At 35.1% G+C, this 20,013-nt stretch carries 15 protein-coding genes; 5 read left to right on the forward strand and 10 right to left on the reverse strand.

What is annotated here, in order from left to right; genetic code table 11:
• Positions 1-167: 167 nt before the first annotated feature.
• A complete protein-coding gene (locus BBI01_RS10560; protein ID WP_228393981.1) occupies positions 168-1,013 on the forward strand; it encodes a helix-turn-helix domain-containing protein in 846 nt (281 codons plus the stop codon).
• A 71-nt stretch (positions 1,014-1,084) separates the two neighbouring features.
• Positions 1,085-1,705: a hypothetical protein gene (locus tag BBI01_RS10565; RefSeq protein ID WP_065394622.1), complete on the forward strand. Its 621-nt coding sequence runs from the start codon at positions 1,085-1,087 to the stop codon at positions 1,703-1,705.
• A gap of 130 nt (positions 1,706-1,835) precedes the next feature.
• On the opposite strand, the gene BBI01_RS10570 is transcribed toward BBI01_RS10565, so the two are convergent.
• Positions 1,836-2,843, reverse strand: a complete 1,008-nt coding sequence (locus BBI01_RS10570) for a T9SS type A sorting domain-containing protein (protein ID WP_065394623.1) — start codon at positions 2,841-2,843, stop codon at positions 1,836-1,838.
• A 170-nt stretch (positions 2,844-3,013) separates the two neighbouring features.
• Here BBI01_RS10570 and BBI01_RS10575 point away from each other — a divergent pair, with 170 nt between their 5' ends.
• Complete coding sequence (locus BBI01_RS10575) at positions 3,014-6,349, forward strand: DEAD/DEAH box helicase (RefSeq protein ID WP_065394624.1); 3,336 nt, start codon at positions 3,014-3,016, stop codon at positions 6,347-6,349.
• Positions 6,350-6,439: 90 nt separating this feature from the next.
• Here BBI01_RS10575 and BBI01_RS10580 read toward each other — a convergent pair whose 3' ends face one another.
• The 3 genes from BBI01_RS10580 to BBI01_RS10590 form a co-directional block, all read right to left on the reverse strand.
• Positions 6,440-7,741: a T9SS type A sorting domain-containing protein gene (locus BBI01_RS10580; protein WP_083190073.1), complete on the reverse strand. Its 1,302-nt coding sequence runs from the start codon at positions 7,739-7,741 to the stop codon at positions 6,440-6,442.
• Positions 7,742-8,123: 382 nt separating this feature from the next.
• Complete coding sequence (locus BBI01_RS10585) at positions 8,124-8,624, reverse strand: endonuclease V (protein WP_065394626.1); 501 nt, start codon at positions 8,622-8,624, stop codon at positions 8,124-8,126.
• A 143-nt stretch (positions 8,625-8,767) separates the two neighbouring features.
• Entirely contained in the window at positions 8,768-9,805 is a 1,038-nt protein-coding gene (locus BBI01_RS10590) for a M28 family metallopeptidase (protein WP_065394627.1), read from the reverse strand.
• A 259-nt stretch (positions 9,806-10,064) separates the two neighbouring features.
• Between BBI01_RS10590 and BBI01_RS10595 the strand changes: the two genes are divergently transcribed.
• Entirely contained in the window at positions 10,065-11,204 is a 1,140-nt protein-coding gene (locus BBI01_RS10595) for an aminotransferase class I/II-fold pyridoxal phosphate-dependent enzyme (protein WP_065394628.1), read from the forward strand.
• 330 nt (positions 11,205-11,534) lie between these two features.
• Here BBI01_RS10595 and BBI01_RS10600 read toward each other — a convergent pair whose 3' ends face one another.
• Positions 11,535-14,267, reverse strand: a complete 2,733-nt coding sequence (locus tag BBI01_RS10600; protein ID WP_065394629.1) for a sodium-translocating pyrophosphatase — start codon at positions 14,265-14,267, stop codon at positions 11,535-11,537.
• A 135-nt stretch (positions 14,268-14,402) separates the two neighbouring features.
• Here BBI01_RS10600 and BBI01_RS10605 point away from each other — a divergent pair, with 135 nt between their 5' ends.
• Complete coding sequence (locus tag BBI01_RS10605) at positions 14,403-16,124, forward strand: amidohydrolase (RefSeq protein WP_065394630.1); 1,722 nt, start codon at positions 14,403-14,405, stop codon at positions 16,122-16,124.
• Between the two features lie 100 nt (positions 16,125-16,224).
• Here BBI01_RS10605 and BBI01_RS10610 read toward each other — a convergent pair whose 3' ends face one another.
• The 5 genes from BBI01_RS10610 to radC form a co-directional block, all read right to left on the reverse strand.
• The gene (locus tag BBI01_RS10610) at positions 16,225-16,836 is read right to left on the reverse strand and encodes an inorganic pyrophosphatase (RefSeq protein WP_065394631.1); all 612 of its coding nucleotides are present in this window, start codon (positions 16,834-16,836) and stop codon (positions 16,225-16,227) included.
• A gap of 18 nt (positions 16,837-16,854) precedes the next feature.
• Positions 16,855-17,367, reverse strand: a complete 513-nt coding sequence (locus tag BBI01_RS10615; RefSeq protein ID WP_065394632.1) for a DUF7935 family protein — start codon at positions 17,365-17,367, stop codon at positions 16,855-16,857.
• A 36-nt stretch (positions 17,368-17,403) separates the two neighbouring features.
• Positions 17,404-18,300, reverse strand: coding sequence for a phytanoyl-CoA dioxygenase family protein (locus BBI01_RS10620; protein ID WP_228393982.1), 897 nt, complete (start codon positions 18,298-18,300; stop codon positions 17,404-17,406).
• A gap of 112 nt (positions 18,301-18,412) precedes the next feature.
• A complete protein-coding gene (locus BBI01_RS10625) occupies positions 18,413-19,324 on the reverse strand; it encodes a hypothetical protein (protein ID WP_083190074.1) in 912 nt (303 codons plus the stop codon).
• Positions 19,321-19,998 carry a RadC family protein gene (gene radC / locus BBI01_RS10630; protein WP_065394635.1) on the reverse strand — a complete coding sequence of 226 codons (678 nt, stop codon included), beginning with the start codon at positions 19,996-19,998 and terminating at the stop codon, positions 19,321-19,323. Before radC ends, BBI01_RS10625 begins: the two co-directional genes overlap by 4 nt.
• Positions 19,999-20,013 lie beyond the last annotated feature (15 nt).

The following is a 20,013-nucleotide window of genomic DNA, read 5'->3' on the forward strand; positions in this document are numbered from 1 at the left end:
TTAGGCACACTCTTCCAATAAAAGATATTCCATTTTTGCTATTTTATATTCCATTTTAAACAACGCTTTTAAAAAGAAAAATTAACTGCTTACATTTGTCCGAAAGTTGATGAGGAAATATTATTATCAAACTTTAAACGCCCACCAAGAAGCCATCCACCTGTGAAATGATAGATATTAAGCCAAAATTTGAAGGATTATATATTGAAAAATATAAAGCTGATGAAATTGCAGAATTTCAAAAAAGAAGCACTAAGCTTAATAAACTCTTGCTTTGTTTCGTATCAGCAGGCAAACTGAATCTGCACATCAACGGACTTCCTTTTCACATAGATGATTATGCTGTGATCATGCTTCTCCCGGATACAGATCTGGAAAACGTTTCCTGTAGTGACGATCTGGAACTTTCGGTTTTCTATATTTCCCTGGACTTTATCAGCACCTACAGTTTTCTAACAGTTCTTTTGGCGAGTGACGAAATTAAATTCAACCCAGCAATACAGGTAGAAAACGCAGCAAAAAAACTTATCTGGTCTACCGTGAAACTCATACAGGATTACAACTCAAGAATTAAAGAAGAAAGCACTCCGGAATCTGTACAATATCTTCTTTATGCTCTTCTTGAACTTGTTTCAAAACTTTATCTCCCGGTCATTAAGAACAATAGTCTCTTACAAACCAGAAGTCAGGATATTATTGAACGTTTTTTTGAATTACTCAATGAACATGGACATCTTCAGAGAAGCGTATTATTCTATTCTAACCAGTTACATCTTTCACCGCAATATTTAAGCAGCCTTATCAAAAAAGAAACCGGAAAACCGATCAAGCAATGGATCAGCTATATCGTTATAAAGTATGCCAAGGAACTTCTCAAAACAACCTCGCTTTCTATCAAGGAAGTCAGTAATCAGTTACAATTTGTAGATTCTTCCCTTTTTTGCCGTTATTTCAGACGCTGTACAGGAATCACTGCCAATACATACAGAGAAAATTATAAGATCAGAAAATAAGCAGAAGACCATAGGTTAAAGATAGAGTCTTAGTGAGTTTTTTGTAATTTTGAGTACAGAAAAAACTATTTATGCCAAGAAAAACACTTTTGTTGTCTACTGTTTGCTTATTATTTTTACATTGCAAAAAGCAAGAAACACTCCCGAAAAATATCATTCAAGACACTATAAAACAACAAAATACCAATAACTCTCATCAAGAAACACAAGATAATTCCCAAATTGAAACAGTAAAATCTTTCTTGAAATGGTACAGAGATAATGAGGAAAAACTATACAATTTCAATACGATAAAAGGTGGAATTCTTGAAGAAAATGAAGCTCCGGAAAATTATTATGTAGATTTTGACGCGGTAGAAAAAGAAATCAGATTCATGGAAAGAAGCAATCTGTTTTCCCAAAAATTCCTGTCAGATTACAAACAAAATTATGTAAAAGGTGACGACCATTTCAAAAAAGACCCTGCTAACGACGGACCTCCATTCGGTTTTGATTATGATTATTTCTTTAAAACTCAGGAAGATTACCAATCTGATCTGAAAAATATTGAAAATATAAAGTTCACTGTAAAACAGATCAACAGTCAGCAATGTTTCGTAGAATTCCATTTGAAAAACTGCGGCATGACATACAGGTACACCCTGAGTAAAAAAAATCAATGGCAAATTGATTCTATTGAAAACATAAGCTAAATATTCTAAAATTAGAATAAAAAAATCAGGCGGAGAAGTTGAATAACCTTACGCCTGATCATAACATTCACACATATTCTGTGAAAAACCACTACAGAAACATGTTTTTTGTGTTTCTGTACAAACCCACCTATTTTTTTATAATTTTCTTTGATACAGAGGTTCCATCTTTTAATTCTCCCTGAAGCAGATATACTCCTTTAGGCAGCTTTGAAATATCAATATTTCTGGAATTCTCAACCGTTAAAACAACTTTCCCTTCCAAAGTCGTGATCAAAACCTTTTTAACAGCTTCTTTTGACGATAAAGTAACAATATCTGAACTTGGGTTAGGATACAGTGAAATCGTCGATTTTTGATTACTCAAATCAACTGTTGACAACACATCGGAATCTAAATAAGAGATCGTTTTCGCAACATTTGTATTTCCCTGAAGAACAAAAGTGTTAATAGCAAAGCTAAATACAGTGCCTGCCGATTGGCTTACCCACTGATAAGATTCATTCGTATAAGTTGCCGTCATAGGTATAGGAGTACTGAAAATCGTTTGAGTTGCCGTTCTCATTCTTTTTATCCTCAAAACATTTGGATACGTTCCTTTAGGCGTTATTACCGTTCCATAGCCATCTACGGTATAGCTTACCTGCCCCGTTTCATTGGTGTTTCCTATTGCCGTTGAAACGCTGTTAAACTCATATGTATCATCAAACTGTTGCATATAAGTAATTGGAAATTTGTATTCAATCAGGGGATTAACATAAGTTACCGTCACATCTCCCAATGCCGGTCCGGAATAAGATCCTATCATTGTAGCCTCAGTATCTGTCATGATATTAAAATCATGTGTATCCATAGAATTTGGTTTCGTGATTCTGTTCGCTCCCGGAAACCTGAAACAATTAGCTTGTCCCGGGCACATATTGGTTACAAAATCCATAGCATTAGTTCCTGTGTATGCTGAGAAATCCCAGGTAATATTCGCTCCGGAAGGACCGGCTGTGATAGAAGTTCCGGTCACATCCTCTGACTTTAATGAAATCGTGGTATTAATATGGTCTACACCAGATCTTGGTATCGAAGGCTGTCCATAAGCCATTTTTCCGACCATCAGGAATACAATAAAGTTTAACTTTTTCATATTATTTTGGTTTAAGGTTTGGTTCAAATTTTCATATTAAAATTAAGAATTCTCCATCAAAGGAAATATCTTTTATCTACCGAATGCGTTGTTTACTCTACGAACAGCCTTTACCTACAAAATCATGTATCATTCACTTGTTTTTCGTAGTTTTGCCTCTATCAATTTTTATGGCAGAATACATCCTTGAAAACATCAATATCAGCACACTTTCCGTATATGATCTGTTAAAGCATACTACAGAAAGTTCATTTGTTGCTGTCAAGGACTTTCGTGATATTTATCCGGTTAATATTGAAATCAATACAGGAATATTTACCAAAAATTCTTTACAGGAATTTCCGATGGTTACCATCAGCCGAATAAATAATACTCTGCTTTGCTCATGCACCTGTAATCATCCTAAAGACAAGCTTTGCTCGCATCAGGCAGAAATCATTCACTGCATTCTTGAGGACAAAAATTTTCTGATCTTTTTTGATGATACACTTCGCCGGAAAATGTTGATTCCTAAGGCAAAAGCTTATGGTCTGGAAAACGAACCTGATTTAGATACTTATTTCCAACTGGAATGGGTAAATCAAAAGCTTGAAATTTCACCAAGAATCAAAGAAATGCTGCCTATGGATGATCTTATGCTTAAAAGAGATCTCCTTCCCCAGCTTCCCTCTAAACTGGATGAACTTGCAGCTCTTGAAACCGGAAAAAAACAGATTTTGGTTATCGGAAAACACCGTTATTATAATCATCTTGTCTTTTCTCTCATGGAAGCGGAAATCACTCAAACCGGTAAGATTAAAAATCCGGTAAACGCTGTAGATGCCATGCAACTGATCTGGAAAGCAGAAATGCCTCAGGAGATCAAATTCTACACAGCAATTACTTCTTTTCAGAACAATTATAATGAAGATTATAACGCTGCAGAGCTGGAAGCATTAAAGCTTATTGCAAAAAATCCTTTGGGACTGGATGTCTATTATCACGACCGGGATATTGCAGAAACAGCCTCTTCTAAGTCATTACTCCCCATTACACTTAACACTTTAGATGCAGAGATACAACTATCTGTATTTAAGAAAGATCCATTTTATGAAATAACAGGAGAACTACTATTTAACGATACTTCTGTCCCCTTTAAAAATATAATTATCAGAAATGAATATTTTGTATATAACTCAAACACTTTCAGCCTTGTAGATCACCCTAACCTACTTAGAATAATTAAATTCTTTAAGTCAAATAATGAAATCTTATTGGTTCATTCGTCCAAATATGAAGATTTCATGACCAATATTTTAGCTAATATTGAAGAACATATTCACATCAATTACAGCTACATACAACCCGCAACGAAAGCACAACTTAAAGACAAGAATTATCAGGTTGAAAATGTGATTTACCTTCGTCAGCAGGAAAATTATATTGGAATTACACCCGTCATGAAATACGGAGAAGTTGAAGTTCCCGTATATTCCAGAAAGCAAATTTTTGATACAGACCAGAACGGAAATGTATTCAAAATAGAAAGAAATGATGCCGCAGAAGCACGCTTCACTTCTCTGGTGATGAAACAGCATCCTGATTTTGAAGAGCAAATGGATGGCTATCAATATTTTTATCTTCACAGAGATAAGTTTCTGGATAACAATTGGTTTCTTGAAGCATTTGAAACATGGAGAAACGAAGGAATTGTCATCCTTGGGTTTAATGAACTTAAAAACAATAAGCTAAACTCTCATCGTGCTAAAATCAATATTCAGATTACCAGCGGATTGGACTGGTTTAATGCTAAACTAAAAGTAAGTTTCGGACAAAAGGATGCTACTCTTAAACAACTGCACAGAACGATAAGAAACAAGAGTAAGTTCATACAATTGGACGACGGAACCCTTGGAATCCTTCCTGAAGAGTGGATAGATAAGATTTCTGCTTATTTCCAGGCTGGAGAAATAGATGAAGAACTATTAAAAATTCCAAAGATCAACTTTACTGAGGTTTCTTCGCTTTTCGAGAAAGAAGTATTGAGCACTGAAATACAGAATGAAATATCAACGTATTCCTCAGCGTTTTCCACAGACAAAAAAATTTCTGAAGTAAATATTCCGACTGAGTTACATGCAGAACTAAGAGATTACCAACATGAAGGACTCAATTGGCTTAATTTTCTTGATGATTATAACTTCGGAGGTTGTCTTGCAGATGATATGGGATTAGGAAAAACATTACAAATCATAGCTTTTATCCTTTCTCAGAGGGAGAAACGAGGATATACAACCAATCTTGTTGTAGTTCCTACTTCCCTTCTTTTCAACTGGCAGGATGAGGTCAGCAGGTTCGCTCCGTCTATCAAAGTATTATTGCATTATGGTGCAGATCGTCTAAAGTCGGCAGCTCATTTCGGAGATTATGAAGTGGTTATTACCAGCTATGGAATGCTTCTTTCGGATATTAAATTCCTAAAAACATTCCACTTCAATTATGTTTTCCTTGATGAATCTCAAACCATTAAAAATCCAAATTCAGAAAGATATAAAGCGGCACGTCTCCTTCAATCAAGAAACAGATTTGTATTAACAGGAACGCCTATAGAAAACAGCACATTTGACCTTTATAGCCAGCTTTCATTTGCCTGTCCCGGGTTATTAGGAAGCAAACAGTCTTTTAAAGATATTTATGCCATTCCTATTGATAAGTTTGAGTACAGCAAACGCGCAATGGAACTTCAGCAAAAAATAAAACCATTTATCCTTCGAAGAACCAAAAAGCAGGTTGCCAAAGAACTTCCGGAAAAAACGGAAACTGTGATTTACTGTGAAATGAATTCCGAACAGCGCAAAATATACGACGCTTATGAAAAGGAACTTCGTGAATTTATTGCTGCTAATGACGACGATGATCTTAACAAAAACAGTATGCACGTTCTTACAGGGCTTACAAGGCTTAGACAGATCTGTAACTCACCTGCACTGATTAAAGAGGGATATTCAGGGGAAAACGCTGTAAAAATTGAAATTCTAATGGAGCAGATCCTCGGAAAATCCAAAGATCATAAAATTCTGGTATTTTCACAGTTTGTGGGGATGCTTGATTTGTTGAAACCGGAACTTGAACGCCACGGAATTCCTTTTGAATATCTCACAGGACAAACTAAAGACAGGGGTGAAAAGGTTGCTAATTTTCAGAACAATGAAAATATCCGTGTGTTTTTAATAAGCTTAAAAGCCGGAGGTGTAGGGCTTAATCTTACTCAGGCAGATTATATTTACCTGATCGATCCCTGGTGGAATCCTGCCACAGAAAATCAAGCTATTGACCGTAGCTATCGTATCGGACAAACTAAGAATGTGATTGCTGTCCGCATGATTTGTTCTAATACAGTGGAAGAAAAAATTCTTACATTGCAGAAAAAGAAAACCCAACTGGCTCAGAATCTGCTTAAAACGGATGGAGGCAAATTTCAGGGAATATCTAAACAGGATCTTCTGAACATTCTTGAATCTAACTAATATTCAATATTTTACAAAACAAAACCGACAGATAAAATCTGCCGGTCAAAAAAAAACAAAAATTGATATGGATATGATTCGATATGTGTTTTACTTTTTGATCACCTTTTCAGTGGTCAGTTTCTTATCTTTTGTAAGAATTTTTATCAGATAAGTTCCGGGAACAAAATTGTTCATATTTACAATTTCAGAATTCCCTTCCGAAAGCTTTTGCCCCGAGATGTTATAGATTTCGTACTTCTCCAGTCCTTCTTTCATTTTGATCGTTACAGCTCCTGTAGTAGGATTTGGATATACTTTTACTTTCACTGAAGAATCTTTAGCCACCTCTGATGTTGAAAGACTTTCCGGCTGAATATTGATTGTATAATCTTCTGCCTGTCCAATAAACCAACCGGAAGGACATGGAAGATTTTCCAAAGTTCCCATCCAGGAATTTGATTCATAAGCTTTTACTACTCTTAAACGTGTATTTCCTAATAAGGCATTGGCAGGAATTGTAATCATTCCGGAAGTAATCCCGGATTGATGTCCTGAAACCGGATCTGAATTATCCAGATATCCCAGATTGAATTTTTCATCAGCATCAAACTGATTATTATGATTAAAATCAATATAAGCATATGCAGAAACCGTTGTCTGCCCATGAGTTCCTCCCGTTACCGAAACAGGATAAGTATTTCCTCTGTTTGCGTTAAAAACGGTACCTGTAAAGTCTTCAATAGTCTCAGCATTTCCATCAATAGAGCTGTCATTGCTTAATCCGTTAAAATCTACACGGGTTATTTCACTTACTGTAAGGCTTGTTACATTTTCAGCTCCGCAATAAGGGGATGGGAAACCAACCGTATTTCCAGTGATATTCACGGTATAATCTTCTGTTTGCCCTGTTCTTAAATTATCACATGCTGTATTGATTGAACTTGGAGCATTCGGATCTGAGTATGCTGCCAGATTACTATTTTTAAGCACTCTCATTCTTGTAAGACCTGAAGAAGCATTGACAGGTACGTTAATGGTACCATTGATGGTAAAAGCATTTGCAGGAGTTGCCGCATTCAGCTTTCCTATGTAAAAACTCTCTCCAGCATCATCAAAGTTTCCGTTTCTGTTGAAGTCTATAAAAACAACAACATCACTTGGAAACGAGCTGGATGGTCCTTTTACAGAGATCTGGTAGCTATTACCAGCCAATAAGTCTGTAGATATCGAAGTAAAGTCTTCATAGTCGGGCGTAATCCCGGATTGGAATGGTGAGGTATTATTGATGTTTCCAAAAGTGACATTGGTGATCATGTTGCTATCAGCTCCGTATTGAAAAGTCGGCGTACAATATTGTGCCTCCATCAATGAGCAGAGAATGACAGCAGAAAAGGTAGATAGTTTTTTCATTGAGTTCTTAATTTGATTGAGGCAAATTTATATTTATTTAGAATCAATAAAAATAAGAATGTAATGATTTTTGTCAGTTTAATAAAATTTAAAACATTTTACAATTTAATAACCTAAAACAAAATCCATTTAAATTAATAAATATTAATAGCTTAACTGAATACTATCCGGTAATAAAAATTTTCATGGAAAACATAAGTAAAACTACCATTCAAGAGTATTCATCAAAGAATTTTATGAATAGTTATAACAACAGGGCTTTAATTCATATGAATTAAGACACATATATACAATAATTTAAAGCAACTAATCTAATTGATTGCTTCAAGTAAAATAAAAAAAATAAATTGAAATAAAATAATAGAAAAGTATCAATGTTCACTTACTCCCTACTCAGCTGATCAAGCTTTTTCAGTAAGGTAGGAATTCTAAAAGGTCCGTGCATTTTTTCTACATTAAGACTAGCATGATCTACATTCATTCCTTTAGCTGTAACAAATAATGGTGTTTTACTTTCTCCACGCAGCACATTTCTCCTTTCAGAATCTGGAGTGGTAAATTCATTCTTAGCAATTCCGATTACAGGATATTTTCCATCCAAAGCTTCATAAAGATATCCTCCTAAACCTATTTTGCCCTCATTATTAAGAGTTACATAGCCATCCACAATGATAATATCTCCTTCTTTTAAAACAATCTTTTGCAGTAAACTCAAGATACAAGGCAATTCTCTTTTATAAAAAGCACCACTTTCATATTCTGAACTCACAGGAATTTGTTCTGTAAAAGTTTCTATTTCCTGATGAGACATCCAGTCTTCAAATGCAATGCAAACAGTATTCGCGTAGTCTTCGTAATAATAACTATCAAATGCGTAGATCATTAATAACTAATTTAAGTAGCAAAAATAAGGTTAAAGAACATAAACACTTCTATAATTAACTATAAAATGCCACAAATACACTAAAATAAATCGCGTATCTGTGGCATTAAATATCTTTATAGGCTTAATTAAAATTGCGCAGATTATTTTCTATCTACAACTATTCTTTCAGCTCTGTTGGCAATATCCCATGCTGTCGTAAAAATCAGCTGAGTTCTCTTTTCCAACAGGTTATAATCAATCTTTTCAGGATCATCCGTAGGTTTATGGTAATCTTCATGGATACCATCAAAGAAAAATGCTACAGGAACATTATTTTTAGCAAAATTATAGTGATCTGAACGGTAATACAATTGTTCAGGATCATTAAGATCGTCATATTTATAATTCAGTTCAAGGTTATTGGTTCTTTTATTGGCTGCTTCGTTGATTACTTTAAGCTGAGTACTTAGCATATCGGAACCAATCACATAAACATATTGTTTACCTCTGTTTGCGGGATCATCACGTCCAATCATATCAATATTAAGGTCTACAACCGTATTTGCCAATGGAAAAACAGGATTATCAGTATAATATTCAGAACCAAATAAGCCATGCTCTTCACCGGTTACATGAAGGAACAAAACAGATCTTTTAGGACCTTTTCCTTTATTTTTTGCTTCCTGGAACGCCTTTGCCATTTCCATTACAGCTACGGTTCCACTTCCGTCGTCATCAGCACCGTTATATACTACTCCGCCTCTTGTTCCCACGTGGTCATAGTGTGCAGAAACTACAACGATTTCTTCCGGTTTTTCACTTCCTTCAATGAAAGCAAGGATATTTTCCGAATCAGGAAGATTTCCGCCACCTCTTTTCTTCATAAAGTCAGACGGAACTTTCTGATAATATGAGCCCAATGCTTTTGGATATGAAATTCCAAGATTTTTATAATAGTTAACAATATATTCCCCAGCTTTTTTCTGTCCTTTACTTCCTGTATCTCTACCTTCCATCTCATCAGAAGCAATTACATAAAGATTTTTCTTCAGATCCTCTGCTTTAATCATTTTGTAAGCGTGGGTAAAGCCTTTGTCGTGTTTGGTAGAAATAGGATGAGAAGCTCCGTCAGAAACCTGAGCTGTACCACAACTCGTCATTAGAGTGATAGCAAATAGCGGAATAAGTAGTTTTTTCATACAGAATAAATTTCTTAAAAATAACAATTTTTATTGACTCCTGAGTCTTAAAATAAAAAACTTAAAGAATAGCGAATGCTTATCCATCATGGTTTTAAAATAAATAAAAACTTCATCATCTCCACATTGCATGATCATTGAACAGTAATAAGAAAACTCAAATCCACACTAAAGAAAATAAACAATTCATCAACAAACCAGACTAAACCTATCAAATCGTTATTGATTTTTTATTACATTTGACACAAATGCAAAATTGATGAAAAAAATTCATGAATTCACTCATTATTCTTTTTTCACAGAAATGTCTGAGTTGGCTGTAAAGAATAGAAGCTATGATCTTTCTCTGGGACTTCCGGATTTTGACATCGATGAACGTTTAAAAACTTTCTTAAAAGAATCGGCAGACCTTGATACACACAATTATGAGCCTCTCGCCGGTAACGCATTATTAATTAATAACATCATTAATTTTAATGTAAAACGAAAAAACAGCATTTCTTTAAAGACAAATGAAATAACGATTGTTCCCTGTGCTACTTTTGCTTTATATACAGCACTTAAATCGATTCTAAATCAAGATGATGAAGTGATTGTCATTCAACCTTCATACTATACTTATGCACCTGCCGTGGTCATGAACGGAGGAAAGCCGGTCTATTATGATCTCGAATTTGATTTTACGATTAACTGGGACTTGTTTAAACAATGTATTTCTGATAAAACAAAGGCTATCATTGTCAATTCACCACAAAATCCTACCGGAAAAATATGGAAACAAGAAGACTGGAATCAATTGTATGAGCTTATCAAAGACCGTGAAATTTACTTGATTTCGGAAGAGATCTACGACACTTATTGCTATGACGGGACTGAACATTACAGCTCGTTTATTCATCCTGAACTGAAAAACAGGACTTTCTGTATTTTTTCTTTTGGCAAAATGTTTCATACCTCAGGATGGAAAGTTAGCTATATGATTGCTTCCGAAGAATTAACCGCTTTATTCAGATGTCATCAGCAATATATTTCCTACAGTGCTAATGCTCCTGCTCAGTATGCTCTGGCAAAGTATCTGGAAATATTTGATCCTGAAACCAATCAAAAAATAATGCAACGGAAAAGAGATATCTTCAATGAATTACTGAAAGATACCCCATTACAGATCGAAAAACCAGCAGAAGGCAGTGTTTTTCAGGTGGTGAACTTCAGAAATGTATCAAAATCGATGACGGATATTGAGTTTTCAAAATGGTTGACAATTGATAAGAAAGTGGCTTGTCTTCCACTGTCTGCGTTTTATAACTCCCGACAAAACTCTGATTATATTCGGTTCAGCTTTGCTAAAAAGGATGAATTGATTATTCAGGCATTGGAATATTTGAGAAAGAATTTATAATGAAATCAAGTTCTTTTTTAGGTTGGAAATCGCAAAGTTTTTAAAGAATACTTTGTTTTAAGGCGCAGTAAAATCAAAGATTTTCAGCTAGGATCGTATTATGATATGCCACTAATGCACGAATGAATAATTTATTGATATTATAGAATTCAAAATAATGTGTTTTGCTTACATATTAGAATTTTATTTGTGTATTTGTGCGATAAAATCTTTGTCCTTTAAAAACATAATTACAATCTCTAAAATTTTCTAGTGTCCTTTATGTTCCCCAACAATATATACAGAAAAAGCACCGCCAATGCGATGCTTTAGTATTATTAATATTATTTATTAAAGAGTAAGAACTCTTACATCAATTCTACGGTTTTTAGCTTTACATTCTTCAGTATCATTCGCTTCACAGACTGGATGTTGTGATCCGTATCCTTCAGCTTCTACTCTATCTGCAACTATTCCAAGTTCCAATAATTTAAGTTTTGCAGTTTGTGCTCTAAGATTAGATAATTGTTGATTCCCTTCTTCATTACCGCTATTATCGGTATAGCCACCTAGCTTTACCTTAAGGTCAGGATAAGCATTTAAAATTTCGGCAAGATTATTCAATTGTACTTCATAACCAGCTTTCAGATCGCTTGATCCTGTTTCAAAATAAAGATTTTCAATCGTATACCATTTGTTGGTATCCAAAATAGATTTATCTTTTTTATCAACAGCATTATAAAGTTGATACAATTGGCTTGTTTCTCCTAATTCTATTGTTTTTCCGCCTTTCAGCTTTACTTTTCGAAGATTTCCAGTTTCATAAACAAAATCTCCACTTTCATTAAGATGTCCTTTTATTTCACCGGGAACAACTGGAAGTATCACAGCATTTGCTCCTCCTGAAGTATCTGTACTTGTAATACCTGTTAAACTTTCTATTTTAGCCTTTCTGTTCGCTTCTATTTTATCTTTGTGTAAAACGGCTAAAGTAGGTGCTATAACTAAAGAAACAATTGACATTAATTTGATCAGGATATTCATTGATGGTCCTGAAGTATCTTTAAACGGATCTCCCACTGTATCTCCTGTTACAGATGCTTTATGAGGTTCCGAACCTTTATAATACGTCTGCCCGTTAATATCTACACCCTTTTCAAATGATTTTTTAGCATTATCCCAAGCTCCACCAGCATTGTTCTGAAACATTCCCATTAATACTCCGCAAACGGTAGCTCCGGCAAGAAATCCACCAAGTACTTCCGGACCAAAAATAAATCCGATTAATAGTGGTGAAATAATTGCTATTGCTCCTGGCATCATCATTTTTCGGATTGATGCATCTGTAGAAATAGCGACACACTTTTCATATTCCGGAGTGGCTTTCCCTTCTAATATCCCCGGAATTTCGCGGAACTGTCTTCTTACTTCTTCTACCATTGCCATTGCCGCCTGCCCTACCGCTGTAATAGCTAATGAAGAGAATATAAACGGAATCATTCCTCCAACAAATAATCCTGCTAATACATCAGCTCTGTAAATATCAATCCCGTCAATTCCTGCAATTCCTACGAAAGCAGCAAAGAGAGCAAGTGCAGTTAACGCAGCAGAAGCAATCGCAAAACCTTTCCCTGTGGCTGCTGTTGTATTTCCCACAGCGTCCAGAATATCTGTTTTCTCACGAACTTCTTTGGGTAATTCACTCATTTCAGCAATACCTCCTGCATTATCTGCAATAGGTCCGAAAGCATCAATTGCAAGCTGCATTGCTGTAGTCGCCATCATTCCGGCAGCTGCAATGGCAACACCGTATAATCCGGCACACAAATAAGATCCGTAGATCCCTCCTGCCAACACAATTATCGGAAGTAAGGTAGATTCCATCCCAACGGAAAGTCCTCCAATAATATTGGTTGCATGCCCCGTTGAAGACTGTCTCACAATACTGGAAACCGGTCTTTTTCCCATCGCTGTATAATATTCTGTAATAATACTCATTAAAGTACCTACAACGAGTCCTACCATGATTGCTCCAAACACACCCATTTTGGTAAACTCATGTCCTCGAAGAATCATTTTATCAGGAAGAATATAAGTGACCAGGAAATAAGAAGCTATTGCTGTAATGACTATGCTTCCCCAGTTTCCTAGATTCAGGGCGTTTTGTACGCTGGATGTAGAAGAACCTTCATTATCATTAATTTTCACAAATAAAGTACCTATCATTGAAAAGATGATTCCGGTTCCGGCTATCAGCATTGGTAAAAGAATAGGTGCAAAACCTCCGAATGAATCATCCGAAATAGTTTCTCTTCCCAATACCATGGTTGCTAAAACTGTTGCCACGTAAGATCCAAAAAGATCGGCACCCATTCCGGCAACATCTCCCACATTATCACCAACATTATCAGCGATTGTGGCTGGATTTCTTGGATCATCCTCAGGAATTCCTGCTTCTACTTTCCCTACAAGATCAGCACCTACGTCCGCAGCTTTCGTATAAATTCCGCCTCCTACTCTTGCAAAAAGAGCAATAGATTCAGCTCCGAGAGAGAATCCGGTAAGAATTTCAATGGTTTTTTCCATTTCGTGGGAATCTACAGTAGCATCAGGGGCAAAAATCTGCTTAATAATGATAAAAAGTGCTCCCAAGCCTAGCACAGCTAATCCTGCAACTCCCATTCCCATCACGGAACCTCCGGTAAAGGAAACTTTAAGAGCTTTTGACAGTGATGTTCTTGCGGCTTCTGCTGTTCTTACATTCGCTTTTGTTGCGATCTTCATCCCAATAAAACCTGCTGAAGCTGAAAATATAGCTCCCATCACAAAGGCAATGCCTATACTCCAATGGGAATTGGCATTAGTTGATCCCATCACAGCCAACAGAATGGCTACCACTACTACAAAGTAGGTTAATATTTTATACTCAGCTTTTAAAAAAGCCATGGCACCGTCAGCGATATAGCCACTAATGGTCTTCATTTTTTCATTCCCGGCATTCTGTTTATTAACCCAGTTGCTTTGAAGAAATGTATAAAGCAAAGCTATGACACCAAAAATTGGCACTAACATAAATAGATCCATAGTTTATTATTTTATATTAAAAAATTAAGATTAGCCTTATAAATATAATAAAATTATAAATACATAGTAAAATTCACCAATAATAATATATTATTTTGTAAATTAGTTTTTCACTATGATTTGAATTAATTATTTATGAAAAGATTATTGTACATCCTTACTTTACCTGCAATCATAAGCAGCTGTCAAAATAAGATTCCAAAAGAAAAAGCTGAAATACTTTATTTTGGAGGACCTATTATAACAATGGAAAATATATCTTCCCTAGTAGAAGCAGTAGCAGTAAAAGACGGAAAAATACTTTTTGCCGGAACAAAATCAGATGCAGAACGTTATTCAGAACCTGCTACTAAAATGATTAACCTGAATGGAAAAACGCTTCTTCCTGGTTTCATAGATGTACATGGGCACCTTACTTCAAGAGCCGGAATGATGGATCCTGTAGAGCTAGCACCTGAACCTTATGGCACAGTAAATTCAATTAAGGATTTACAGATCGCTATTAAAAACTATATCAAAGACAATAAAGTTACAGCTCAACAACCCATTATTGGAAATGGGTACGATGATGCCATTATCGTAGAGCATCGCCATCCTACAAAAACAGAACTGGATGCCATCAGCAAAACCAACCCTATCATTGTTATTCACGCTTCGGGTCATGCCAGCGTAGCAAACAGTGCAATGCTAAAACTTCTTGGTATAACAGAATCATCAAAAGACTCTAAAGGGGGGCATATCGGTAGGGATAAAAAAACAGGGAAACTGAACGGAAAATTAGAAGAGAATGCAAGCTTCACTGCATTATTAACTCTAACGGAAAAGATGAATAAAGGTAAAGATACCCAGGCTGAAGCTATGGAAAATCTGATGAAAGCCCAGAATGAATGGCTCAGCTATGGGCAAACTACTATTTGTGATGGAAGAATTATGGGAGAAAGTGTTTCTTTATTAGAAAAAGCAGCATCTCAACAACTTCTTAAAGCTGATGTTGTTTACTTTCCAGATTATGAATATTTCAAAAAGGATCTCAACAGTTTCAAGCCCAAGTATATGAAATATGAAAATCACCTGAAATTAGCCGGATTCAAATTTTCTGATGATGGCTCTCCTCAAGGTAAAACAGCATGGCTTACTCAACCTTATTTAGTTCCACCCGACGGTCAGTCTAAAGATTACAAAGGATTTCCCATCTTCACGGATGAAACATTATATAACGATCTGAGAACACTTTTTCAAAATAACATCACTGCACAGCTTCATGTGAATGGAGATGCTGCGATAGATCAGGCTATACGTGTTATTAAAAGGCTAAAAGATGAAAATATTTACAAGCCGGAATTGCGGGCAACACTCATTCATGTACAAAACAGCCGCCCCGATCATATTCAAAAGATAAAAGAATTAGGAGTAATTCCTTCGTACTTTTCTACACATACTTATTTATGGGGAGACTGGCATTATTCAAGTGTTTTTGGTCCCGAAAGAGCTTCTTTTATAAGTCCGGCTAACTCAGCATTAAAGGCAGGAATTACTTTTACCATTCACCATGATGCTCCCGTAACACCTCCTGATCTGATTACAGCAGTATACGCGGCAGTGAATAGAAAGACACGATCAGGAATGATCTTAGGTCCCAACGAAAGAATCACTCCGCTTGAGGCTTTGAAAGCGATTACCATTAACGGAGCCTATCAATTGCAGGAAGAAAATAGAAAAGGTTCTATTAAAGCAGGTAAAATAGCCGACTTTGTTATTCTGGATCAGAATCCTTTAACGATAGCTCCTGAAAATCTCAGAAATATTAAGGTTCTTGAAACGATAAAAGAAGGAAATTCAGTATACAAAAGAGACTAAACCTATTTTATTGACTTATTTAGAAAATTATACAGGATTTATATACACAAAAAAGCAGATGAAAATTCATCTGCTTTTTTGTATACTGAGGAAGAAAATCTTATCCTCCGAATTTATCTGCATAGTCAGTTTGAGAAGCTTTAATCACTTTTCTTGCATGCTCAGCACCGTAAACCTCCTGAATTCTACATTTCGCAGGCTCGTCCGGTAAGTTTTTGTATGTTAAGAAGTAGTGCATCAATCTTTTAACTTCTGCTTCTGGTAATTCAGTAATATCTCTGAAGTGCCCGAAAGCATGGTCATTGATCATTACTGCTACAATTTTATCATCCGCTTCACCACCATCGATCATTTTAAAACCTCCGATTGGAATAGCTTCCATTAATAAACCTCCAGCGTGGATATTGTGAGAACTTAAAACACAGATATCAAGAGGATCATGATCTCCCATTGTTACATCTGTAGCACCTGCTTCAATAGCAAGCTTCATCACTTCCTGATCACAGTATGTTCTTGGAACAAAACCATACAAAGCAGGGATAATGTTAGAAAACTTCTGAGGTCTGTCTACTTTTAAATATCCTGTTTCTTTATCTACTTCATATTTAATAGTATCTGAAGGAACAATTTCTACAAATACGTTTACAACATTTGGCGCATCTTCTCCTGCAGAAACTCCGTGCCATGGATGTGCTTTAAAATTTGGAATCATTATTTTATCTCTTATTTTTTAAGTTATTATTAAAATTTCTTTTCTTAAATCCTCTATAGTTTCAGCAATATAATCGTTGCTTTCCATATAATTCATGATGAAAAGGGTCTTGAATTCATCAAGTTGTACTTCTCCTTTCAATCCGTCATATGTTTTATGAAGCAATTCGATGATTGCATTTTTGGAATCAACAATATTCTTCCACGAGTGCTTCGTTACATAAAGCTGTTGTGAAGAGTTGTATTCAAATTCTTCATTGATTGCTTTTTCAGTAAGGAAAATAAATTCATGAACGGCTAATCCCCTATCAAATCTTTGAATTAGATTGGATGGTTTTATCCTGTCAAGAAACAAGGTCATTCTTTCATAAGAATGTGCTTTATTCTCTGAATTTGACTTCACAGTAAGCAATTTGATTTCCTGATTTTTAAGAGTAATATACGAGTGTACAAATTGTCTTAGCAAAACCAAAAAAGGAATTGCAATGATTAATGCAAATGCATACGGCAGATATCCTGAAAAACTCGTCATAATTTTAGGATGCAAAATTACTAATATTTTCTGATATTACAGTTCAAATAGCGCAGGTCTTTGCGTAACTTCATGATAGCAAACACTGTTTTCATCAAAAAAATGGTATACCAGGCTTTTTCGGGTTCTGTTTTTGTCTGTATGAGGCTCTCCTCCATGAAGGATATTGGCATGCCAGATCAGCATATCTCCTTTTTTTGCTCTGAAAATTTCTTTTTTCAGCCCAAGTTCTTTCACTTTATTTTCAAGAAATTCTTCATAAGCTTTATAACTTTTCTTCCCGATTTTAAGAGAAGTACCTTCATTATCATAATCAGAATTAAGGAAATAAGGCAGTTTATGGCTTCCCGGAATATAATGTAAAGCCCCATTATTCTCATCTACATCTTCCAGAGCAATCCATACTCCTAAAAGTCCGCCTAAAGGATAAGTCGTCATGTGAATACTGTCTGAATGGGTCTTTTGTTGGCTTCCATTAATGAAGTTTATACTCTGAAATAACTTAGCATTACCATCTAATAAGACAGACAAAAAATCCAGTAATTTCTTATCATTTCCAATATTTCGGAGTATTTCTGAATGATGAATAGCAAAAACCAGCTTTCCTCCGTAGCGGAATTTTAATGTTCTGTCATTGACAAGTTTATCAATCTCCACATTGATTTTGTCAGCAGTATCAGGGCTGATAAAATTCCTTAGGATCATGTAACCATTGTCATCGTACTGAAGTGCACTTTCCTTATTTTCCTCTGATAAATTTTTAAAAAAATCTGTAGATGAAAGTTTGCCCTGTGCAATGCTTCTTTCCGTTTGAGGAAGATGAGCAAAGTCTTTACTGGAGATGCTTGAGAAATAACTTTTATTGATTCCGTATTTTTTATATAATGGAATGTTATGCTTTAATTTATTCTTTTTGAAAAAGTTATAAAGCATATATGATAATTTATAGCGACGAATTTGCTCTAACATAACGGTTATTATAAGTGTTTATAAAGGTACGGAATAATAGTTTAATTAGAACCAATCTAAACAACAGTTTTTATGATTAAAATACCTTTCCTTTAGCTAAAAGAACCCCAAATTTCTTAAAGAGTTCTTTCTTTGAACTTTCAATGATTCCATAGGGTTTTAATTCTGGACGAAATCCTCTGAAAAATTCTTCGATATTAGGAATATCTCCTCCTTCAAAATCAAAAGAATTAGTTTCAATAGTTTCTTTAATCTTTGTATCAATCAATACTGACGCTCCGGATAACTTTACATATTCTTTATCACTGAAAGTACCCAAAAGAGCAACTGTGGCGCAATCCGAATAGGTTGCAATAACGTTGATGATTTTTCCATGATAAAAGAATGCAAGAAATTTAAGATAATTTTTACGGTAGGAAGTTTGGAAAATCTCTAAAAAACTTGATAGATCTGTTTCTTTTCCTAAACCAATGATATTGGCTTCTATAAATGGTTTAACTTCCTGAAAAGAAACCTCCTTAATTTCCGAGTGATCTAAGACTTCCTGATCCAGTCGTAATTTTCTCTTTCTTTTTGGAGAATATCTTGCAAATACTTTCTCATAAGGCTCAGGATAAATTAAAAAATTTTTCTTTGTTCTAAAGCCTTCTTTTAATTTATTACCATCATTAAATGAGTAGATTCTTATTAGGTAATTATTTTCTAAATAGTTTAAAAATTGTGTATTAAGCTCCAGATCATCTTTTTTTGAAAAAACACCTAACTGTTGACAAAGTTTGGGATTATGAACAATTTTAACACCATATTTCCTTACAAAAGGTATAGGCATTACTGCTTCATAGTCTTTATACACTAATATTTCCCACTGTTCTTTTGCAGTAATATCTAAAAAATCTCTGGTTGCAGAGTACTTTCTCTGTTCGGAGTTCTCCAGACATTGAGTATATTTTTCAAAATCAATTTCATTGTATTTCAATCTTCTAATCATAATAATCCTGCGTCAGAAAAGCTAAAATATGAGTTTTGTGTAATAATAATATGATCGAGAAGCTGGATGCTTAATACATTCCCCGCTTCTTTTATTTTTTTGGTGATATTAATATCTTCTTTGCTGGGGTTAAGACTTCCTGAAGGGTGATTATGGGCAATAATGATTCCCGTTGAAAAATGTTCCAGAGCGGTTTTAAACAAAACTCTTACATCTACAATGGATTGACTTATCCCTCCCTGCGTCAGCTGTGAACTATGGATGACTTTATTGCTGTTATTAAGAAAAATTGCCCAAAATTCTTCAGTTCTTAAATCTGACAATTGATTTTTAAGTATAGCATATGCATCGTGGCTATTACCTATTGTTGGTTTTTCAGGAATTTCCTGCCCGGCTCTTCTTCGCCCAATCTCAAGTGCTGTAATTATTGAAATAGCCTTTGCTTCGCCTATTCCTTTGAATTTCATTAAGTCTTTTACAGAAAGAAGGCTTAGCTGATGCCAATTATTATTTACAGAAGCTAAAATCTTTCTTGCCAATTCCACTACACTTTCTTCCCTGCTTCCACTTCCCATAATAATGGCAAGAAGCTCAGAATCGGAAAGGGCATTCTTACCTTTTTGTAAGAATTTTTCTCGGGGTCTGTCATCTTCGGCAAGAAATTTTAGAGACATTTATGTATTTAAATC

This window comes from Chryseobacterium artocarpi (assembly GCF_001684975.1).
In the GTDB taxonomy this organism is placed as follows: Bacteria; Bacteroidota; Bacteroidia; order Flavobacteriales; family Weeksellaceae; genus Chryseobacterium; species Chryseobacterium artocarpi.